Consider the following 19,500-nt stretch of genomic DNA (forward strand, 5'->3'; position numbering starts at 1 on the left):
ATCACCCCAAACACCGCGTCACATGCTTCACCGACAGATACCCCGACAACCCCCAAGGCCCGAGCTCGCGGCCAATCCCGCTGCCCTTGGTCCCGCCCCACGACGTCTCGACGAACACCGCCTGCACCGAGTTGATCCACACATGCCCCACCTCCAGCGCATCGGCCACGCGTTCGGCGCGTTCCAGGTCGGCTGAGCACACGGTGGCGACCAGCCCGAAGCGGCTGTCGTTGGCCTGCACGATGGCCTCGGCTTCCGTGGCGAAGCGCCGCGCGCACAGCACCGGCCCGAAAATCTCCTCGGCCCACAGGCGGCTGCTCTCAGGCACGTCCACATACAGCGTCGGGCTGACGAACCAGCCGTCGCGGTCCAGCGCCTTGCCGCCGGCCAGGCACTTCAAGCCTTCCTCGCGGGCCTTGGCGAAGTAGCTGGCGACCTTGAGCCACTGCGCCTGGCTGGTCAGCGGCCCCATGTCCACTTCCTCGCTCAGCGGGTTGCCGACGCGCAGCTTCTCCAGCGCCTCCTGCAAGCGCGCCAGCAACGCATCGGCGATGCCGTCCTGCACCAGCAGGCGCGAGGTGGCCGAGCACATCTGCCCGGCGTTCCAGGTGATGCCGGCGACGATCCATTCCACGGCCTGGTCGACGTCGCAATCGTCGAACACCACGATGGCCGACTTGCCGCCCAGCTCCAGGGTCACCGGCCGGCATTGCGCGGCGGCTGCACGCATCACCTGGCTGCCGACGCCGTTGCTGCCGGTGAACGACAGCTTGTCCAGGCCGTTGTGGCCGCTCAGGGCGGCGCCGGTCTCGGCCTTGCCGTTGACGATGTTCAATACGCCGGCCGGCAGGCCCAATGTTTCGGCGATCTGGCCGTAGGCCTGCTCGATCAGCGGGGTCACTTCCGAGGGTTTGAGCACCACGGTGCAGCCGGCGGCCAGGGCCGGGGCGAGCTTCCAGGCGCTGGTCACCAGCGGGAAGTTCCACGGCACGATCAGGCCGACCACGCCCACCGGTTCCAGGCGGGTGCGGGCGGTAAAGCCCGGTGCGGCCAGCGGCACATCGCGGTTCTTTTCCGGCAACTGTTCAGCCAGGTCGGCGTAGTAGGCGAAGGTGGCGATGGCGTCGTCCAGGTCGATCTCGGCCTCGTGGCGCGGCTTGCCGTTGTTGCGCATCTGCAAGGCGATCAGCTCGTCGCGGCGCTGGCCCAGTTGCTCGGCAAAGCCGCGCAGGTAGCTGGCGCGTTCGCTGGCGGGCACGGTTTTCCAGGTGCTTAGCGCACGGCGTGCGGCGGCCACGGCCTGGTCGACCTGGCCCGTGCTGGCGGCCATCAGTTCGGCGAACGGCAGGCCGTCGGACGGGTTCTGCACAACGATGCAGTCGCTGCCCTGGCCTTCGACCCAGCGGCCGTCGATGTAGTGAGAGGTGGTCATGGTCGGTTTCCAGTCAGGCCATTTCGGCGGTGGTCACGGGCTTCACCGGCGTGCTTTTGCAACGCACCCAGCGCGGGCCTTGCGGGCCGTACACGCCAGCCGGTTCAGGGAACAGGTTGAGCAAGATCAGGTACAGCACGCCGGCGATACCGAGGGTGACCGGCAGGCTCAAGTCGATGCCGCCGGCCAGTTCGCCCAGTGGGCCGACGAACTGCCCAGGCAGGTTGACGAAGCACAGGCCGACCAGCGCACTGGGGATCCATGCGCCCATGCCGCGCCAGTTCCAGCCGTGGCAGAACCAGTAGTGGCCGCCTTGCTGGCCACGGGTGAACACCTGCAGATCGTCGGCGTGGTAGAAGCCGCGGCGGGTGATCAGGCCGAGGATCATGATCACCATCCAGGGGCTGGTGCAGGTGATGATCAGCACGGCGAAGGTCGAGACGCTCTGCACCAGGTTGAAGGTGAAGCGGCCGACGAAGATGAAGCCGATGGCCAGCACGCCGATCAGCAGGGTGGCAGCGGCGCGGCTGAGCAGGCGCGGGAACACGCTGGACATGTCCAGGCCGGTGCCGTACAGCGCCGTGGTGCCGGTGGACATGCCGCCGATCACCGCAATCAGGCACACCGGCAGGAAGAACCAGCCCGGCGAGATCGCCAGCAGGCCACCGACGTAGTTGTTGGCGGCGATGTAGTCCGGCGCCTGGCTGGCCACCAGGGTGGCGGTGCACAGGCCGAACAGGAACGGGATCAGCGTGGCCACCTGGGCCAGGATCACCGCCAGCATGATCCGCGATTTCGGCGTGGCGCGGGGGATGTAGCGCGACCAGTCACCGAGGAAGGCACCGAACGACACCGGGTTGCTCATGGCCAGGATCGCCGCGCCGACGAAGGCTGCCCAGAAGCCGGCCTGGCCGAGGTTGACGCTACCGGCGTAGCCCGCGTCGAACGGCCCGGCGAAGGCGAAGATGCCCAGCAGGAACAGCAGGCTGGAGGCCCACACGGCGATCTTGTTGACCCACAGCATGAAGCGGAAGCCGAAGATGCACACCACCAGCACCAGCACCGCGAACAGGCCGTAGGCCAGGCCCAGGGTCAGGTCGGTTTCCGGCAGGCCGGCCAGGCGCTTGGCGCCGCCGACCAGGGCATCGCCCGAGCTCCACACCGACAGCGAGAAGAACGCCACGGCAGTGAGCAGCGACAGGAACGAGCCAACGATGCGCCCGTGCACGCCGAAATGCGCGCCCGAGGACACCGCGTTGTTGGTGCCGTTGAGCGCGCCGAACAGGCCCATCGGTGCAAGGATCAGCGCGCCCACGCCGACGCCGAGCAGGATCGCCCACACGCCAGCCTGGAACGACAGCCCGAACAGCACCGGGAAGCTGCCCAGCACGGCGGTGGCAAAGGTGTTGGCGCCGCCGAAGATCAGGCGGAACAGGTCCAGCGGGGCGGCGTCGCGTTGATCGTCGGGGATCTGTTCGACGCCATTGGTCTCGATACCGGTCGAGTGGCTCATGGTGGTGCTCCAGCGCGAATGTTGTCGGCCTCAAGGGGCCTTGTTGTGGGTGCGATGGCAGTGCGGCAGGGCCGCTTGAAAGGGGATCAGGCCGGCGAGACGACCGACAGGTGCTCGTGGCAGGCCAGCCAGCGCTCGCCGTGGCGGCGGAAGACGATGGTCTCGCGCTCGCTCAGGGTCAGTTCTTCGCCGGCAACGCGCAGGCGCGTGGCCACATCGTGCATGAAGATCGCCACGTCACCTTGCAGGCTGACCTGCACATTGTTGGATTCGCAGCCGAGCACGGCGAAGCCGTCTGCCTGCCAGGAGGCCCAGAGTTCTTCGTAGGCGCGGCGCGACAGCAACGGTTGCGGCAAGGTGTGGAAAAGGAAGGTGGCGTCTTCGCTGAAGCAGGCGAAGTAGCGGGCGGTGTCATTGCTGGCGAAGGCGGCAACGAGGTCGGCGGCGGCCTGCCGTACCTGGAGTGTCTGGTCCACGGGAGTGGCCTCACGATTATTGTGATTGTTGGTGAAGCGATTCTGGTGGGGGCGGACGGGGGGAAAAATCGCTGTGGACAAATAATCAGTTCAGGAATTTGTGAAGTGTTGTTGGTTGAGGACGTTATCGCGGGGCAAGTTGCACCGCCGCTCCCACCAGAAGCACACAGTTACCGTGGGAGCGGGCTTGCCAGGAGCACGCATCGTTCTCCAGATGGAACTCTGAGGGTTCACCCATGGGCCTACCGGCCCGCATCTCTCCTCTCTACCGTTAGCCCTGTCGCCCGCCTGGCCACAGGCCGCACGGGCATTTGCCACGGCCCGCCGACTGACGGTCGCTCCGTTCAGCCTGCGTTGCCTACTCTGTTAATCCCCACGTGGGAGTTGTGGGGCGCGGCCCGACCGCAGCGGCCAGGATGGCCTGTTCTCCACACCAAGAGGAGAGAACGATGAGCAATTTCTCGCAAGCCGCCAACTTCGAAGGCCAGGTGCCACGCATCGACCCCGACAACGCCACGATGCTGCTGATCGACCACCAGAGCGGCCTGTTCCAGACGGTCAAGGACATGCCCATGACCGAACTGCGGGCCAATGCCATCACCCTGGCCAAGGTCGCCAGCCTGGCGAAGATCCCGGTCATCACCACCGCCTCGGTACCCCAAGGCCCCAATGGCCCGCTGATCCCGGAAATCCACGAAGCCGCGTCCCATGCGCAGTACGTTGCCCGCAAGGGTGAGATCAACGCCTGGGACAACCCTGAATTCGTCGCCGCTGTGAAGGCCACTGGGCGCAAGCAACTGATCATCGCCGGCACCATCACCAGCGTGTGCATGGCCTTCCCCAGCATCAGCGCGGTGGCTGCCGGCTACCAGGTGTTCGCTGTCATCGATGCGTCAGGCACTTACTCCAAGATGGCCCAGGAAGTGACCCTGGCACGGGTAGTCCAGGCCGGCGTGGTCCCGATGGACACCGCCGCTGTCTGCTCCGAAGTGCAACGTACCTGGAACCGCCCGGACGCCGCCCAGTGGGCCGAGGCCTACAGCGCGGTGTTCCCGCACTACCAACTGCTGATCGAGAGCTACACCAAGGCCCAGGCCGTCGTCACCGGTCATGAGCAACTAGACTCGCAACGCAGCTGACCCCCACGCTTTTTCCATCCACGCAAGGAGTTCCATCATGGCTTTCCAATACAAGCGTCTGGACAAGAACAACGCCGCGGTACTGCTGGTCGACCACCAGACCGGGCTGCTGTCGCTGGTGCGCGACATCGACCCGGACCGGTTCAAGAACAACGTGCTGGCGCTGTCCGACCTGGCCAAGTACTTCAAGCTGCCGACCATTCTCACCACCAGCTTCGAGACCGGCCCCAACGGCCCGCTGGTGCCCGAGCTCAAGGAGCAGTTCCCCGATGCGCCCTACATAGCCCGCCCCGGCAACATCAACGCCTGGGACAACGAGGATTTCGTCAAGGCGGTGAAGGCCACCGGCAAGAAGCAGCTGATCATCGCCGGCGTGGTCACCGAGGTGTGCGTGGCCTTCCCGGCACTGTCGGCGCTGGAAGAGGGCTTCGACGTATTCGTGGTCACCGACGCCTCCGGCACCTTCAACGAACTGACCCGCGACTCGGCCTGGCGCCGCATGGAGGCCGCTGGTGCCCAGCTGATGACCTGGTTCGGCGTGGCCTGCGAGCTGCACCGTGACTGGCGCAACGACATCGAAGGGCTGGGTACGCTGTTCTCCAACCATATTCCTGACTACCGTAACCTGATGACCAGCTACAGCAAGCTGGCCAAGTGACGCTGAGCCCGGGCCCCGGTAGCGGGGCCTGGGCCGTCCTGTCGGTTACGAGGTAACGGATGGCTCCACTGATTGCCTATTTCAGCCTTGCCCTGCGTCCTGGGCGCGATGTGCTGCTGTTCGCGCTGCGTACGGTGGTGGCGGGCCTGCTGTGTCTGTACCTGGCGTTCGTGTTCGACCTGGAACAACCGAAATGGGCGCTGATGACGGTGATCATCATCAGCCTGCCGCTGGCTGGCATGACCCTTAAGCGAAGCTTCGCGCAGGTGCTTGGCACGGTGGTCGGCGCGGCAGTGGCCGTGTTGCTGATGGCGTTGTTCGCGCAGATGCCATACACCCTGGTGGTCAGCCTGGCGCTGTGGCTGGGGCTGTGCACCGCCGGTGGCACCTTGCTGCGCTTTACCGATTCCCATGCCTTCGTGCTCAGCGGCTTTACCGCGGTGGTGGTGGCGATGCTGGCCGTGCCCGAGCCCGAGGGTACCTTTCTGCTGGCCGTCACCCGCGTTACCGAGACCTTGCTGGCAGTGGCCTGCGTGGCGGTGGTCAGCCTGTTGACGGCCCGCCCGCAGGCGGTGGCCAACAGCTATTTCGCCAAGGTCGACAGCTTGCTGAAATTGATTGCCAGCCATGCCGCGCAAGTGATCCGCACCGAGGAGGACGAGGTCGCGTTCGGTCAGCGTCAAGCCCGGTTGATCGCCGAGGTCAGTGCGCTGGAAGGGTTGCGTCGGCACCTGTATTTCGACGCGCCGCACCTGCGCAGCGGCGACGGCTTGGTGCAACTGTTCGCCAACCAGTTGGTGCTGCTGGTTTCACGGCTGCTGGTGCTGCGTCAACAGCGCGAACTGGTCAAGGCGAACTGGCTGGGGCCGCTGCCGGTGGATATCCAGCTGCTGCGCGACGCCGAACTGCTGAGCCTGGAGGCTCTGGCACGGGACGGCATGGCGCTCTCGGCAGCGGACCGCGAAGCCCTGCGCACCTTGCACCAGGGCTTCGATGACGCCGCCGACCGCGCCGAGTTTCTCAACGAGCCACTGCCCCCGCACCTGCGTGCCCTGGCCTGGGCCTTGCGTTGGGAGCAGGCGCGGCTGCTCCAGCAACTGGGCGAGCTGATCGAGTTGAACGAGGCGATCCAGCAGGGCCGTCTGGCCAGTTGCCCCCAGCGGCAGGGCCGTGCCAGCGCCTTGCACCTGGACTGGCCGTTGGCGGCAATGAACGCCGTGCGCGCCTGCCTGGCCCTGTTGCTGATTGGCGGGTTGTGGATCGAGAGCGCCTGGGATGGCGCGCGTTCGGCGGTGATCCTGATGGGCGTGATGTGTTCGCTGATGGCGACCTTGCCGCGCCCCCTGCTGGCCAGCCAGAACTACAATCGCGGGCTGCTGGTGGGCATGGGCTTATCGGCGCTTTATCAGTTCGCCCTGCTGCCACTGTTCACCGACTTCGAGATGCTCGCCCTGTGCCTGGCGCCCCTGCTGTACCTGGCGGCGGTCGGGCTGGCCAACCCGATGACGGCGGGGATCGGTATGGGCATCGGCCTGATCGGCCTGCTGATGATTGGACCACAGAATGTCGGGGCCTATCACAACAGCGACATCCAGTGGTTCGAGTTCGCCGGTGGCTACCTGGTGGCCGGCGTGTTGGCGATGGCCGTGTTCTCGCTGGTATTTCCGTTCAATGCGCAGAAACGCATCGCCCGACTGTTTCGCCAGACCCGTGAGGATGTGCGCCGACAGGTGCTCGCGAACGGTTCGCTGGCTGGGCAGTTCGCCTTCGAGAGCCTGCTGCTCGATCGCCTGTCGGCATTGATCGGTCTGCTGCCGGCCGCCCCGGACACGGCTTCCCGCGAGCGTGTCGAGTGTGCGCTGGTGTGCCCGGCGTTGGCCATCGCCGTGGGGCAGGCGCGCACCTTGTGCGACGGTGACCTGGCATTGCCATCGGCAACCCGGGCTCGATTGCGAGAAAGCTTGCAGGGCGTTGCCGACTTCATCGGTGGCCAGGGTGCGGTGGACCTCGACCCGCTTCTGCGTGAGCTGGACGACCATACGCGGGTGCTCGATGCCCTGCATGGCGCGCCAGGGCCACTGGACCGCGACGCCTTGCGTCGGCTGTTCATCCTGCGGGTGGCCCTGGCGGTGGGCGGGCAGTTGCTGGCGCGCTATCGCCGGGTGCTGGAGCCCGTGCGTGCGCGGCCGATCCCGGAGGTGGCCAATGCCCATTGATTTTGAGGTGGGTGGGGTCTACCTGCCGCCCATCGCCCAGGCGCTGCTACTGGCCCTGCCGTTGTTTCTGCTGGTCGATGCCTTGTTGCGTCGAGTGGGCGTGCTGGCATTCGTCTGGCATCCGGCGCTGTTCCAGGGGGCCGTGTATACCGCGATTTGCGCGGCCTTGCTGTTGTGGATGGGAGTGAGTAGGTAGATGTCGTCGATCAAGCCGCTGTTGTCGCGCAGCCTGACCCTGGCCATGTTGGTTGTTGCCATCGTGCTGGGCTGGCTGGCCTGGACGCACTATACCCAGGCGCCCTGGACCCGCGACGCACGGGTGCGGGCCGATGTGGTCACCCTGGCGGCGGAGGTCAGCGGCCGGATCGTCGCCCTGCCGGTGCGGGACAATCAGTTCGTGCACAAGGGCGACCTGCTGTTGCGCATCGACCCGGCGCGCTATGAGCTGGCCGTGTTGCATGCCCGGCGCGCGGTCGAGGTGGCACGGGCAGCCCTGGGGCAGTCGCAGGCGAACATCGTCGCCAACCAGGCGTTGCTCAGGCAACGGCGTAGCGAGGAACAGCGCCGCAGCAAGCTGCAGTCACTGTCGGCCATTTCCGCCGAGGAGTGGGAAAAGTCTAAGACTGATGTAGCTGTGGCTCAGGCCGACCTGCTGCGCGAGCAATCCAGCCTGGGCCTGGCGCAAGCCAATGTGCAACTGGCCGAAGCCACGCTGGAACAGGCACAACTCGACCTGCAGCGCACCGAGGTGCTGGCGCCGGTCAATGGACATGTCACCAACCTGCTGACCCGTCAGGGCGATTTCGCGCAACCGGGCGCTGCGTTGCTGGCGTTGGTGGACAGCGATTCGTTCCATGTCAGTGGCTACTTCGAGGAAACCAAGCTGCCGCGCATCGCCGTCGGCAGCCGGGCGCGCATCGTGTTGATGAATGGTCAGGCCTTGCAGGGCACGGTGGAGAGCATCGCCTACGCCATCACCGACCGTGAGAACCAGCCGGGCAATCGCCTGCTGGCCAACGTCAATCCGAACTACACCTGGGTCAAGCTGGCCCAGCGCGTGCCGGTACGCCTGCGCTTGGACCCGCAAGATGCCGAAGCGCCTCCTTTGCGGGCCGGGACCACTGCCACTGTGACGATCCGCGAAGAATGACGGATGATGCAGCGGTGAGCCGTGGACGAGTGTTGCCAATGTTCGACCTGAACGACCTCTATCTCTACGCCAAGGTAGTTGAGCACGGCGGCTTCGCGCCCGCCGGGCGCATCCTTGGCTTGCCCAAGTCACGCCTCAGCCGGCGCGTGGCCAAGCTCGAGGAGCGCCTGGGCGTGCGCCTGATCCAGCGCTCCACGCGGCAGTTTCAGGTGACCGAGGTGGGCCTGGAGTATTACCGCCATTGCCTGGGCATGCTTGAACAAGCGGTTGCCGCCGAGGACGCGGTCGAACGCAACCGTGGCGAACCGCGTGGCATCGTGCGTCTGGCCAGCAGTACGGCGTTGCTCGATTCACGGCTGGCGCCGATGCTGGCGCGCTTCATGGCGCAATGCCCGGTGGTCGAGCTGCTGGTCAAGAGCTACAACCGGCGGGTGGATGTGATCGGCGAGGGCTTCGACCTGGTCTTGAGCGTGCAGCACCAGCCACTGGAAAGCAGCGAGCTGGTGATGCGCCGGCTGGCCCCGAGCCGGCAGTGCCTGGTGGCTGCGCCGGGCCTGCTGGCCGAACACGGGCGCCCGGTGTCGCCGGAAGGGCTGCCGGCCCTGCCGAGTTTGAACTGGGGTGCCAATGTGCAGGATGCCACCTGGATGCTGGTGGGGCCTGCGGGTGCCGAGGCTGCCGTGCGCCATCGACCCCGCGTGGTGTCGGACGACCTGGCGGTGCTGCGCGAGGCCGCCCTGGCCGGCGTAGGGCTGGTGCTGCTGCCCGAAGAGGCGGTGCGCGCCGACTTGGCTGCCGGGCGCCTGGTCCATGCCCTCGACGATTGGGCGCCACGGGAAGGGGAGGTAGTGGCGCTGTTCCCCTCACGGCGCGGTTTGATGCCAGCGGTGCGCAAGTTGATCGACTACCTGGCCGATGCCTTCGAGCAGGAGCAGCAGAAGGCTACGCCGGTTCGCGCTGGCTGAAACCTGGTTCGGCGGGTAGGCGAGCAGACCAGCACGCCAGGGCCGCCGCCAACGCCGTCAGCGCGGCGCCGGCCCACGGGGTGGCCGACAGCGTCGCCCCGGTGATCACCACGCCGCCGATGGCCGACCCCAACCCGACGCCCAGGTGCATGGCCGACATGTTCAGGCTCATGCCCGCCGGGAAGGTATCTTCCCCACGTTTGGCCAGGTAGCTCTGCACCACCGGCGAGGTGGTCCAGCTCAGCCCGCCCCAGAGCATCATCGCCGGCAGGAACAGCCACGGCGTGCCCGCGCTCAGCGGCAGCAGCAACAGGCTGGCGAGGTACAACAAGGGCGCCAGCAGGATGGCCTTGGCCACACCCAGGCGATCGGCCATCCAGCCGCCGATGTAACCGCCCGAGACACCGGCGATGCCGAATGCCGCGAACACCGCCGCCAGCCATTGGCTCGGCACTTGGGCGACCTGCTGGGCGTAGGGCGCCAGGTAGGCGAACACGGTGAAGTGCCCGGCGATCATCAACAGCGACACCCCTTGCGCGGCCGTCAGGCGGCTGTCGCGCACGTGGCGCAGGTAGCTGGCCAGGGCGATGCGTTCGTCGCTCTGCAACGTCGGCAGCCCGCGCCAGGCCAGCAGCAGCACCGCCACCGCCAGGCCGCTCAGGCCAACGAACACGCCGCGCCAGCCCAGGGCGTCGGACAACAGCATGCCGGCCGGCACGCCCAGGATCAGCGAGCTGCAGATACCCATGAAGATCACCCCGATGGCGCGCCCGCGCAGGGCTTCGGGCGCCATGCGCGTGGCCATCAGGGTGCAGGTCAGGCAGGTCAAGGCGCTGGTCGCGGCCATGCCGATGCGGGCTATCAGCAGCGCGGTGTAGCCGGGTGCCCATGCCGCCAGCAGGTTGCACAGGGCGAACAGCGCCAGGGTGGCGCACAGCAGGCCACGCAACGGCAAGCGTGTGGTCAGCAGGGGAGAGAAGGGCGCGGCGAGGGCGAAGCTCAGGGAGAAGACGGTTGTCAGTTGCCCGGCCACGCCGAGCGGAACGTCCAGGCCATCGGCCAGTGCCGGCAGGATGCCGACGGTGATGTTTTCGGCCATGCCGGTGACGAAAGTCGCCAGGGCCAGCAGCCAGATACGCGGGTTCATGCGTTGCCTCCGATAAACAGGCCGGCCAAGGTCCGGACCCATTAGTCCCGACGGTTGACCAGCAGTGGTCAGGTCCATCGGGTTTCGAGGCAGTGCTTCGGTTATCCCGGTTCAAGCAGGAAGGGAGTGTAGTCGGTTGTGCGGTGGGGGTGAAGTCAGCGAACGACGACAATGCCTATCGCCGGCAAGCCGGCTCCCACCTCGACCGCGCAGGCCTCAAGTCTTGCGCATACCCTGTGGGAGCTGGCTTGCCAGCGATGGGGACAGTGCAGCTGGCCAGGCGGGCGGCCTGTCTATTTAAGCTCGGTCTCGATGAACACCACTTCATGGTCGCTGGCATTGATCACATTGTGCTCGACGCCAGCCTTGCGGAAGTAGCTCTGGCCCGCCACCAGCGGGGCGCGTTTCTCGCCCTCGGGCGTTTCCAGCAGCAGGGTGCCGTCGGTCATCGGCACCACCACGTAGTCGTGGCCATGCAGGTGGCGGCCGGTCTCGGCGCCGGGGGCGAAGCGCCATTCGGTGACGATGACTTCGTCGGTGTCCACCTGCACGGTGGGCACGGCTTGGGGGCGTTGAATTGTTTGCGTCATGGGAGCATGCCTGGTCATGGAAAGGTGACTAGCCTGGGACAGTCCCGCGCGAGGTTAAATGCAACTCTGCTGGCAGTCAGTTGCGCTGACGCTCAACTTTTCCCTGCCCAAATGCATCGCGGGCGGTGCGGCGTCCCGACAAGCCCGCTCCCACGAGTCCAGTGCAGACTGCGTGGGTGGGCTTGTCGAGGCGTCGCACCGCCCGCGATAGGAGGACGTCGAGCTGTGCTTAGACGTTGAAGCGGAAGTGCATCACATCGCCGTCCTTGACGATGTAATCCTTGCCTTCCAGGCGCCACTTGCCGGCTTCCTTGGCACCGCCTTCACCCTTGAACTGAATGAAGTCGTCGTAGGCCACCACTTCGGCGCGGATGAAGCCTTTTTCGAAGTCGGTGTGGATCACGCCAGCAGCCTGTGGCGCGGTGGCGCCGACGCGTACGGTCCAGGCACGTACTTCCTGCACGCCGGCAGTGAAGTAGGTTTGCAGGTTGAGCAGCTCGTAACCGGCGCGGATCACGCGGTTCAGGCCAGGCTCTTCCAGGCCCAGGGCCTCGAGGAACATGTCTTTCTCTTCGCCATCATCCAGCTCGGCGATTTCGGCTTCGATCTTGTTGCACACCGGCACCACCACCGCGCCTTCTTCCTCGGCGATGGCATTGACCACGTCCAGGTGCGGGTTGTTGTCGAAGCCGTCTTCGGCCACGTTGGCGATGTACATCACCGGTTTGCTGGTCAGCAGGTGGAAGCCGCGGATGACGGCTTTCTCGTCGGCGCTCATGTTCTTCATCAGGCTGCGCGCAGGCTTGCCTTCGGTGAAGTGGGGGATGAGCTGCTCGAGGATGGCTTTCTGCGCCAGGGCGTCCTTGTCACCGCCCTTGGCGTTGCGCGCGACCTTCTGCAGTTGCTTCTCGCAGCTGTCGAGGTCGGCAAAGATCAGTTCGAGGTCGATGATCTCGATGTCGCGCTTGGGGTCGACGCTGTTGGAAACGTGGATCACGTTCTCGTCTTCGAAGCAGCGCACCACGTGGGCGATGGCGTCGGTCTCGCGGATGTTGGCGAGGAACTTGTTGCCCAGGCCTTCACCTTTCGAGGCACCGGCCACCAGGCCTGCGATGTCGACGAACTCCATGGTGGTCGGCAGGATGCGGTTCGGTTTGACGATCTCGGCCAGCGCATTCAGGCGCGCGTCGGGCATCGGCACGATGCCGCTGTTCGGCTCGATGGTGCAGAAGGGGAAGTTCTCAGCCGCAATACCGGACTTGGTCAGGGCGTTGAACAGGGTGGACTTGCCGACGTTGGGCAGGCCGACGATGCCGCAATTGAAACCCATGGGTATTCCCCTTACTAGAGTTGTCAGGCCTTCTGGCTGTGCAGCTCGCGCATCGCCTTGGCGAAGTCGCCAGCGAGCACGTCCGGCAGCACGCCGAGGGCATAATCGATGCTGGCGTCGAGCTTCTCCTGTTCGGCGCGCGGTGCGCGGCCCAGGACGAAGTTGGAGACCAGCTTGGCGTCGCCCGGGTGGCCAATGCCAAGCCGCAGGCGGTGGAAATCGTTCTGGTTGCCGAGCTGCGCGATGATGTCGCGCAGGCCGTTGTGCCCACCGTGGCCGCCACCGCGCTTGAGCTTGGCGACGCCGGGAGGCAGGTCGAGTTCGTCGTGTGCCACCAGAATGGCCTCCGGCTTGATCCGGAAGAAATTGGCCAAGGCCGCCACGGACTGGCCGCTACGGTTCATGTAGGTGGTGGGGATCAGCAAACGAACGTCGTTGCCCTGATGGCTGAATTTAGCCGTCAGGCCGAAATATTTGCGGTCAGCGGTCAAGGAGACACGCTGGGCGCTGGCTACGCGTTCAACGAAAAGAGCCCCTGCGTTATGCCGGGTCTGTTCGTATTCGGGGCCGGGGTTACCCAGGCCAACGATCAACTGGATGGCGGTCACGTCAGGGGCTCTTCCTTGGAGTTGGTGGGTTACAGGGCGCGGCGCGCACTGTAACCCGGTCAACACCGGCGCGCGAGTGGATTACTCGGCAGCGCCTTCTGCTTCTGGAGCAACGCGTGGAGCGTGAACGTTGGCAACAGCTTTGTCATCACCGTGGGCCAGAGCAACGAACTCTACGCCTTTCGGAGCTTTCAGGTCCGACAGGTGGATGATCGCGCCGACTTCGGCCTTGCTCAGGTCAACTTCGATGAACTCAGGCAGGTCTTTGGCTTCGCAGGAAACTTCGATCTCGGAAACAACGTGCGAGATTTCGCCGCCTTTCTTGATCGGGGCTTCTTCGCCGACGAAGTGAACTGGAACCTTGGCGGTCAGCTTCTGGCCAGCAACGACGCGAACGAAGTCGGCGTGCATGATGTAGCCTTTGGCTGGGTGACGCTGCATGGCCTTGACCACGACGTTTTGCTTGGCGCCGTCGACGTTCAGTTCGATAACGTGGCTGAAGGCAGCTTCGTTTTCGAACAGCTTGGTGATTTCCTTGGCCAGGATGGTCAGGGATTGTGCTTCTTTATCGCCACCGTAAACAACGGCAGGGATGTTCAGCGTGTGACGCAGGCGGCGGCTCGCACCTTTCCCCAGGTCAGTACGCGCTTGGGCGTTCAGGATGAAGTCAGTCATTTTGTTTCTCCAAAATAGCCTCCCGCAAGGCGTTTGCGACCAGCGCCAGACGGGGATGGCAAAAAAGCCCCGCCCCAACACAGGTTGGGGCGGGGCGCTTCACATCAACACGTGTCCCGCTTAGCGGAACATCGCGCTGATCGATTCTTCATTGCTGATGCGGCGTACCGCTTCAGCTACTACCGGTGCGATATCCAACTGACGGATACGGTCACAGGCTTGAGCAGCGGCGGACAGCGGGATGGTGTTGGTCACCACCAGTTCGTCCAGTACCGACTTCTCGATGTTCTCGATCGCGCGGCCCGACAGGACAGGGTGCGTGCAGTAGGCGTAAACCTTGGCAGCGCCGTGTTCTTTCAGGGCCTTGGCCGCGTGGCACAGGGTGCCGGCGGTGTCGACCATGTCGTCTACCAGGATGCAAGTGCGCCCTTCGACGTCGCCGATGATGTGCATAACCTCGGAGTGGTTAGCCTTCTCGCGGCGTTTGTCGATGATCCCGAGATCAACACCCAGGGACTTGGCGACGGCACGAGCACGTACCACACCACCGATGTCCGGGGAGACGATCATCAGGTTCTCGAAACGCTGGTCTTCGATGTCGTCGACCAGTACGGGCGAGCCGTAGATGTTGTCGACGGGGATATCGAAGAAACCCTGGATCTGGTCAGCGTGCAGGTCGACGGTGAGTACACGGTCGATACCTACGACAGTGAGCATGTCAGCGACGACTTTGGCGCTGATGGCTACACGTGCCGAACGCGGACGGCGGTCCTGGCGGGCGTATCCGAAGTAAGGAATCACGGCGGTGATTCGGGATGCTGAGGAGCGGCGGAAGGCATCGGCCATCACTACCAGTTCCATCAGGTTATCGTTGGTCGGGGCACAGGTCGGCTGAATAATGAAGACGTCTTTACCGCGGACATTTTCATTGATCTCAGTGCTGATCTCGCCGTCGGAGAATTTACCGACAGAGACGTCACCGAGAGGGATATGCAGCTGACGTACGACACGCCGAGCCAGATCGGGGTTAGCGTTCCCCGTAAAGACCATCATCTTGGACACGCGCAGTACCTGAAGGCTGAGGGTATACCTGGATGAGTATAGGAAAATGGCAGGGGCGGCTGGATTCGAACCAACGCATGGCAGGATCAAAACCTGCTGCCTTACCGCTTGGCGACGCCCCTGTATCTGTTGCTGCGAGCTCTTATGAACTCGACTTCTTGAGCAGACTTTGCAGCTTGCGATGCAACATCGAAACATTGCTTCCTTTCGCCACAAACCCTGTTTGGGTCGCTGAAAGAAGGGCCAGAACTTTATCAGCTTCGGCTTTGCTTGGGAAGGCCCCAAACACACAACTTCCAGTGCCGGTCATTCGAGCTTCCGTATATTTACCCAATGAAATCAGCGCGTTGCGAACTTCAGGGTAACGTTGCTCTACTACCGGTTGGCAGTCATTTCGACTGTTTCCCTCGGGAACGGGGCGCATCTTAAGGGGGAGGGAATCACGTGTCAACTCTGGATGCGAAAAAATTTCCGCTGTGCTGACAGACACTTGCGGCACCAGTACGACGTACCAGGGTTCGCTGGGGTCGACTGGGGTCAACTGCTCGCCGACGCCCTGGGCGAACGCGGCATGGCCACGGACGAACACCGGTACGTCGGCACCCAGGCTCAGGCCCAGGCTGGCCAGGCGATCTTCATCCCAGTCCAGTTGCCACAGGTGGGCCAGCGCCAGCAGGGTGGTCGCGGCGTCAGAGCTGCCGCCGCCAATGCCGCCACCCATGGGCAATACCTTGTGCAGCCAGATATCGGCGCCCAGCGAGGTGCCGGATTGTTGTTGCAACTGGCGCGCCGCGCGAACGATCAGGTTGCTGTCGTGGGGCACGCCTTCGATTTCGGTCTGCAGGCGGATCTGGCCGTCGTCGCGCAGCGCGAAGCTCAAGTCGTCGGCGTGATCGAGGAACTGGAACACGGTTTCCAGCTCGTGGTAGCCGTCCGGGCGGCGGCCGGTGATGTGCAGCCACAGGTTGAGCTTGGCCGGGGCGGGGAGGGTGAGCTTTTCCATCAGCTGTCAGTGCCCCAGCTGGCGCGGCTGCCAGTCCTTGACCACCAGGGTCACGTCGATGTTCTCGCCATGCAGTTTCAGGCGCTCGGGCAGCCAGTAGCCGTTCTGTTCGGTATAGCTCAGGTACTGCACCTGCCAGCCGTCCTGCTTGAGGCTGGCCAGGCGGCTGTCGCCGTCGAGGGTGAGATGGCTCTTGCTGTCCGGAGCGGGCAGGCCGCGCACCCACCACACCAGGTGCGATACCGGCAGGCGCCAGCCAAGCTGTTCTTCCAGCAGGGCTTCGGGGTTTTCGGCCTGGTAGCGGCCCTGGTTGGCCACTTCCAGCACTACGCCACCAGGGCGCCCGGTCAGGCGCGCGGCGCCGCGGCCGAGCGGGCCGGCCAGGCGGATGTCGTAGTAGTCCTGGCGTTGCAGCCAGAACAGCGTGCCGCTGCCGGAGTCACGCGGGGCGCGGATGCCGACCTTGCCGTTGATCTGCCAACCATCGAGGCTGGCCAGCTGCTGTTTGTGCTCACGCCACAGTTGCGGGTTGCCCTGGCCTTGTACGGCCTCTTTGCTGCCGAAACCGGCGCAGCCGGCGAGCAGGGCGATGAGCGAGAAGGTGATGCAATGACGCAGAAACATGTTTACAGGCTCTCGGATCCGGTCAGGCGCAGGAGGGTCTTGCGCAGGATGGGGCTGTCGGGCTGTGCTTCGAAGCCCTTGGCCCAGAACTGTTTGGCCTCGCGGCGCTTGCCGTTGGCCCACAGCACTTCGCCCAGGTGGGCGGCCACTTCATGGTCGGGGAAACGCTCGTAGGCCTGGCGCAGCAGGCGCTCGGCTTCGTCGAGCTTGCCCATGCGGTAATTGACCCAGCCCAGGCTGTCGAGCACCGCCGGGTCGTCCGGGGTGAGCTGGTGGGCCTTGTCGATCAGCGCCTTGGCCTCGCCGTAGCGGGTGGTGCGATCCGCCAGGGTGTAGCCCAGCGCGTTGAGCGCCATGGCGTTCTCCGGCTCGCGGGCGATGATGGCGCGCAGGTCTTTTTCCATCTGCGCCAGGTCGTCGCGCTTCTCGGCGAGCATGGCGCGGGTGTAGAGCAGGTTGAGGTCGTCGGGGTAGCGCTTGATCGCCTGCTGCAGCACCTGGTCGGCCTGGGCCTCCTTGCCGTTGTTGCCCAGGCTCTCGGCCTCGATCAGGTACAGCTGGATGGCGTAGTCGGGCTGCGCTTCACGGGCCTCGGCGAGCAACCGCGAGGCTTCGGCGCTGCGGCCGTTGGCAATGAGGATGTCGGCCTGGCGCAGTTGCGCCGGCAGGTAGTCATTGCCGGCACCCACCAGGGCGTACTCGCGCAGGGCGGCGGCGGGCATGCCGCGCTCTTCGCGCAGGCGGCCGAGGTTGAAGTGGGCGGCGTCGACGTTGGCGTCGCGCTCGACCATTTCCTGCAGATAGCCTTCGGCCTCGTCCCAGTGCTTGGTTTCCAGGCAGACCAACGCCAGCGAATAGCGGATCTCGTCGTCTTCGGGGTATTGCTGCAGCAGGCTTTCGAACTCGGCCTTGGCGTCGTCGATGCGGTCCTGCTCGACCAGGGTGCGCGCGTAGGTAAGGCGCAGGCGCTTGTCTTCCGGGTTGTCGCGGATCGCCCCGCGCAGCAGCGGCAGTGCTTCCGGGCCGCGGTCCAGCGCCTGCAGCAGGCGGGCACGCAGCAGCACCGGAGCGATCTCGCCGTTCTGCGGCGGGTGGCTCTCGAGCAGCTCCAGGGCCTGTTCGGGCTTGTTGTCCTGGTTCAGCAGCAAGGCTTTGCCGAACACCAGCTGGCTGTTGTCGGGGTACTTCACCAGCAGGCGGTCGAAGCTCTGCATCAGGCCGTCGCGGGTGCTCTGGTCGGTCTCGGCGGCCGACAGGGCGAGGAAATCGAAGTGGGTATCGCCCTGGCCCTGCAGCACCTTTTCCATATAGGTCATGGAGTCGTCGTAGCGCCCGGCACGGGCCAGCTGGATGGCGGCGGCGCGCTGGGCGTCGAGGTTCTGCGGGTCGTTACGGGCCCAGATCAGCGCGGTGTCCAGGGCCGGTTCGTCGGCGCCGAGGTATTCGGCGATACGGTAGGCGCGTTCGGAAATGCCAGGGTCCTGGGTTTTCTCGGCCTGGTCGACGTAGTTTTTCAGGGCGATGTCGAAGCGGTTGCGCTGGCCGGCCAGCTCCGCCACCAGCAGGCTGTAGACCGTCTCCTGCTTGAACGATCCGTACACCACGGGCTTTTCCGCGCTCTTGCCGGCATCGGCGGCGGGTGTCTGGCCGCCCGACGTGTTCGGGGCCAGGCTCTGGCAGCCTTGGAGCAGGGCGAGGGTAAGCAGCAATGCGTAGGATTTGTTCATAGAGGGCTTTGGTGGCTAACCGGCGGTCGGAGCATGATGACACAAGCGCAGTGGCAAACCCACCTGCGAAGCGTTCGGATAGCTGCGACCTTCGCCGGGCGCCACAGGTTCCGTAGCGGCGTGGCGCAGCGCCTGTAGTCAGCCTCTGCGTTGTTTATCCGGCCCTGGTGTTTGTAGGTTCTTTGCAGTCTCGTTGTCAGAACAATCCTTCCTTTTGACTGAGAAGCGTCTGACTCCCTCCTTTAGTACCGCTTCGGTATCGTTTCCCCCTCGGCGACTCGGCAGATTTGACCTCAGGTTCAACTGCGCAAGAAGTTGCGCACTTGGTCAGTCAAAAAATGCCCTCTGACGCGCTGCAGCCCTTGTGGCACGGCCTCTTCAGCCAAGTGCGCAACTTTTTGCCAGCACTGCGCAAGAAGTTGCGCAACTTTTGAATGTCGATCGCTGAAAAACCAATCCAAACGAATGACATTGTCATGTAATGCATTGATTTATATAGATAAAAATTCACTGGCGCAGATTTTGTATGGATGCGCATCCCCCGTTCGGCAACTTTCTGCCACCGGGCGACTTTCTCAACGCATGGAGAGCAACACGCATGGCAACTCCCGCCTACATGTCCGTCACTGGCGAAAAACAAGGCCTGATCACCGCTGGCGCGTTCACCGCCGACTCGGTGGGCAACACCTACCAGGAAGGCCACGAAGACCAGGTCATGGTCCAGGGCTTCGAGCACGAAGTGATCATCCCGCGTGACCCGCAGTCCGGCCAGCCGACCGGCCAGCGCGTGCACAAGCCAGTGAAGATCACCAAGGTCTTCGACAAGGCTTCGCCGCTGTTGCTGGCTGCCCTGACCTCGGGCGAGCGCATGACCAAGATCGAGATCAAGTGGTACCGCACCTCGGCCCAGGGCACCCAGGAGCACTACTACACCACCGTCCTGGAAGACGCGATCATCGTCGACATCAAGGACTACATGCACAACTGCCAGGACCCGAGCAACGCTCACTTCACCCACCTGGAAGACGTGCACTTCACCTACCGCAAGATCACCTGGACCCACGAAGTGTCCGGTACTTCCGGTTCCGACGACTGGCGCGCGCCGGTCGCAGGCTAAGCCTGGACCCCACCGTAGCCCGCCGCGCTTGCGCCGCGGGCTGCGGTCGTTTCACCAGCCCATTCTCG

General features: G+C 64.7%; 19 protein-coding genes and 1 tRNA gene. 7 read left to right on the forward strand and 13 right to left on the reverse strand.

Annotation, left to right across the window (positions count from 1 at the left end; genetic code table 11):
* Position 1: 1 nt before the first annotated feature.
* From ABE459_RS02500 to ABE459_RS02510, 3 genes are all read right to left on the reverse strand, one after another.
* Positions 2–1,432: an aldehyde dehydrogenase family protein gene (locus ABE459_RS02500; protein WP_323830645.1), complete on the reverse strand. Its 1,431-nt coding sequence runs from the start codon at positions 1,430–1,432 to the stop codon at positions 2–4.
* 13 nt (positions 1,433–1,445) lie between these two features.
* The gene (locus ABE459_RS02505; protein ID WP_125465552.1) at positions 1,446–2,945 is read right to left on the reverse strand and encodes a cytosine permease; all 1,500 of its coding nucleotides are present in this window, start codon (positions 2,943–2,945) and stop codon (positions 1,446–1,448) included.
* A gap of 86 nt (positions 2,946–3,031) precedes the next feature.
* A complete protein-coding gene (locus ABE459_RS02510; RefSeq protein ID WP_323830644.1) occupies positions 3,032–3,421 on the reverse strand; it encodes a nuclear transport factor 2 family protein in 390 nt (129 codons plus the stop codon).
* 449 nt (positions 3,422–3,870) lie between these two features.
* Here ABE459_RS02510 and ABE459_RS02515 point away from each other — a divergent pair, with 449 nt between their 5' ends.
* Genes ABE459_RS02515 through ABE459_RS02540 form a run of 6 tightly spaced genes read left to right on the forward strand, consistent with a single transcriptional unit; the run spans position 3,871 to position 9,549 of the window.
* Positions 3,871–4,560, forward strand: coding sequence for a hydrolase (locus ABE459_RS02515; RefSeq protein WP_323830643.1), 690 nt, complete (start codon positions 3,871–3,873; stop codon positions 4,558–4,560).
* A 37-nt stretch (positions 4,561–4,597) separates the two neighbouring features.
* Positions 4,598–5,218: an isochorismate family cysteine hydrolase YcaC gene (ycaC, locus tag ABE459_RS02520; protein WP_062572799.1), complete on the forward strand. Its 621-nt coding sequence runs from the start codon at positions 4,598–4,600 to the stop codon at positions 5,216–5,218.
* A 59-nt stretch (positions 5,219–5,277) separates the two neighbouring features.
* Complete coding sequence (locus ABE459_RS02525; protein ID WP_323830642.1) at positions 5,278–7,434, forward strand: FUSC family protein; 2,157 nt, start codon at positions 5,278–5,280, stop codon at positions 7,432–7,434.
* Positions 7,424–7,630: a DUF1656 domain-containing protein gene (locus tag ABE459_RS02530; RefSeq protein WP_110995645.1), complete on the forward strand. Its 207-nt coding sequence runs from the start codon at positions 7,424–7,426 to the stop codon at positions 7,628–7,630. The genes ABE459_RS02525 and ABE459_RS02530 overlap by 11 nt, the downstream gene beginning before the upstream one ends.
* 9 nt (positions 7,631–7,639) lie before the next feature.
* Positions 7,640–8,584 (forward strand): HlyD family secretion protein, encoded by a 945-nt coding sequence (locus ABE459_RS02535; RefSeq protein ID WP_323830662.1) that lies wholly within the window; start codon positions 7,640–7,642, stop codon positions 8,582–8,584.
* 38 nt (positions 8,585–8,622) lie between these two features.
* The gene (locus tag ABE459_RS02540) at positions 8,623–9,549 is read left to right on the forward strand and encodes a LysR substrate-binding domain-containing protein (RefSeq protein ID WP_323830641.1); all 927 of its coding nucleotides are present in this window, start codon (positions 8,623–8,625) and stop codon (positions 9,547–9,549) included.
* Here the strand turns inward: ABE459_RS02540 and ABE459_RS02545 are convergent.
* The 10 genes from ABE459_RS02545 to ABE459_RS02590 form a co-directional block, all read right to left on the reverse strand.
* Positions 9,527–10,696 carry an MFS transporter gene (locus ABE459_RS02545; RefSeq protein ID WP_323830640.1) on the reverse strand — a complete coding sequence of 390 codons (1,170 nt, stop codon included), beginning with the start codon at positions 10,694–10,696 and terminating at the stop codon, positions 9,527–9,529. The two genes, ABE459_RS02540 and ABE459_RS02545, sit on opposite strands and share 23 nt — an antisense overlap.
* 293 nt (positions 10,697–10,989) lie before the next feature.
* A complete protein-coding gene (locus tag ABE459_RS02550; RefSeq protein ID WP_322359956.1) occupies positions 10,990–11,286 on the reverse strand; it encodes a cupin domain-containing protein in 297 nt (98 codons plus the stop codon).
* A 229-nt stretch (positions 11,287–11,515) separates the two neighbouring features.
* On the reverse strand, positions 11,516–12,616 hold the full coding sequence (gene ychF, locus ABE459_RS02555) for a redox-regulated ATPase YchF (protein ID WP_323830639.1): 1,101 nt from the start codon (positions 12,614–12,616) through the stop codon (positions 11,516–11,518).
* A 23-nt stretch (positions 12,617–12,639) separates the two neighbouring features.
* Entirely contained in the window at positions 12,640–13,224 is a 585-nt protein-coding gene (gene pth / locus ABE459_RS02560; protein WP_110995623.1) for an aminoacyl-tRNA hydrolase, read from the reverse strand.
* Positions 13,225–13,305: 81 nt separating this feature from the next.
* Positions 13,306–13,899, reverse strand: a complete 594-nt coding sequence (locus ABE459_RS02565) for a 50S ribosomal protein L25/general stress protein Ctc (RefSeq protein WP_125465547.1) — start codon at positions 13,897–13,899, stop codon at positions 13,306–13,308.
* A 120-nt stretch (positions 13,900–14,019) separates the two neighbouring features.
* Positions 14,020–14,961 (reverse strand): ribose-phosphate pyrophosphokinase, encoded by a 942-nt coding sequence (locus tag ABE459_RS02570; protein ID WP_099773531.1) that lies wholly within the window; start codon positions 14,959–14,961, stop codon positions 14,020–14,022.
* Between the two features lie 47 nt (positions 14,962–15,008).
* Positions 15,009–15,083 (reverse strand) — tRNA-Gln (locus ABE459_RS02575).
* A 20-nt stretch (positions 15,084–15,103) separates the two neighbouring features.
* A complete protein-coding gene (gene ispE / locus ABE459_RS02580) occupies positions 15,104–15,964 on the reverse strand; it encodes a 4-(cytidine 5'-diphospho)-2-C-methyl-D-erythritol kinase (RefSeq protein ID WP_323830638.1) in 861 nt (286 codons plus the stop codon).
* A 6-nt stretch (positions 15,965–15,970) separates the two neighbouring features.
* On the reverse strand, positions 15,971–16,588 hold the full coding sequence (gene lolB, locus ABE459_RS02585; RefSeq protein WP_323830637.1) for a lipoprotein insertase outer membrane protein LolB: 618 nt from the start codon (positions 16,586–16,588) through the stop codon (positions 15,971–15,973).
* Between the two features lie 2 nt (positions 16,589–16,590).
* The gene (locus tag ABE459_RS02590; protein ID WP_125465544.1) at positions 16,591–18,315 is read right to left on the reverse strand and encodes a tetratricopeptide repeat protein; all 1,725 of its coding nucleotides are present in this window, start codon (positions 18,313–18,315) and stop codon (positions 16,591–16,593) included.
* Positions 18,316–18,913: 598 nt separating this feature from the next.
* Here ABE459_RS02590 and ABE459_RS02595 point away from each other — a divergent pair.
* On the forward strand, positions 18,914–19,432 hold the full coding sequence (locus tag ABE459_RS02595) for an Hcp family type VI secretion system effector (RefSeq protein ID WP_125462404.1): 519 nt from the start codon (positions 18,914–18,916) through the stop codon (positions 19,430–19,432).
* The last annotated feature ends 68 nt before the right edge of the window (positions 19,433–19,500 follow it).

It is taken from the genome of Pseudomonas sp. TWI923 (genome assembly GCF_039673365.1).
Classification (GTDB): domain Bacteria; phylum Pseudomonadota; class Gammaproteobacteria; order Pseudomonadales; family Pseudomonadaceae; genus Aquipseudomonas; species Aquipseudomonas sichuanensis.

What these genes read in the sequence shown, in the direction of transcription:
- ABE459_RS02500 (WP_323830645.1), bottom strand. Translation starts at nt 1,432, where the DNA reads ATGACCACCTCTCACTACATCGACGGCCGCTGGGTCGAAGGCCAGGGC.
- ABE459_RS02505 (WP_125465552.1), bottom strand. Translation starts at nt 2,945, where the DNA reads ATGAGCCACTCGACCGGTATCGAGACCAATGGCGTCGAACAGATCCCC.
- ABE459_RS02515 (WP_323830643.1), top strand. Translation starts at nt 3,871, where the DNA reads ATGAGCAATTTCTCGCAAGCCGCCAACTTCGAAGGCCAGGTGCCACGC.
- ycaC (WP_062572799.1), top strand. Translation starts at nt 4,598, where the DNA reads ATGGCTTTCCAATACAAGCGTCTGGACAAGAACAACGCCGCGGTACTG.
- ABE459_RS02525 (WP_323830642.1), top strand. Translation starts at nt 5,278, where the DNA reads ATGGCTCCACTGATTGCCTATTTCAGCCTTGCCCTGCGTCCTGGGCGC.
- ABE459_RS02530 (WP_110995645.1), top strand. Translation starts at nt 7,424, where the DNA reads ATGCCCATTGATTTTGAGGTGGGTGGGGTCTACCTGCCGCCCATCGCC.
- ABE459_RS02540 (WP_323830641.1), top strand. Translation starts at nt 8,623, where the DNA reads ATGTTCGACCTGAACGACCTCTATCTCTACGCCAAGGTAGTTGAGCAC.
- ABE459_RS02545 (WP_323830640.1), bottom strand. Translation starts at nt 10,696, where the DNA reads ATGAACCCGCGTATCTGGCTGCTGGCCCTGGCGACTTTCGTCACCGGC.
- ABE459_RS02550 (WP_322359956.1), bottom strand. Translation starts at nt 11,286, where the DNA reads ATGACGCAAACAATTCAACGCCCCCAAGCCGTGCCCACCGTGCAGGTG.
- ychF (WP_323830639.1), bottom strand. Translation starts at nt 12,616, where the DNA reads ATGGGTTTCAATTGCGGCATCGTCGGCCTGCCCAACGTCGGCAAGTCC.
- ABE459_RS02565 (WP_125465547.1), bottom strand. Translation starts at nt 13,899, where the DNA reads ATGACTGACTTCATCCTGAACGCCCAAGCGCGTACTGACCTGGGGAAA.
- ispE (WP_323830638.1), bottom strand. Translation starts at nt 15,964, where the DNA reads ATGGAAAAGCTCACCCTCCCCGCCCCGGCCAAGCTCAACCTGTGGCTG.
- lolB (WP_323830637.1), bottom strand. Translation starts at nt 16,588, where the DNA reads ATGTTTCTGCGTCATTGCATCACCTTCTCGCTCATCGCCCTGCTCGCC.
- ABE459_RS02590 (WP_125465544.1), bottom strand. Translation starts at nt 18,315, where the DNA reads ATGAACAAATCCTACGCATTGCTGCTTACCCTCGCCCTGCTCCAAGGC.
- ABE459_RS02595 (WP_125462404.1), top strand. Translation starts at nt 18,914, where the DNA reads ATGGCAACTCCCGCCTACATGTCCGTCACTGGCGAAAAACAAGGCCTG.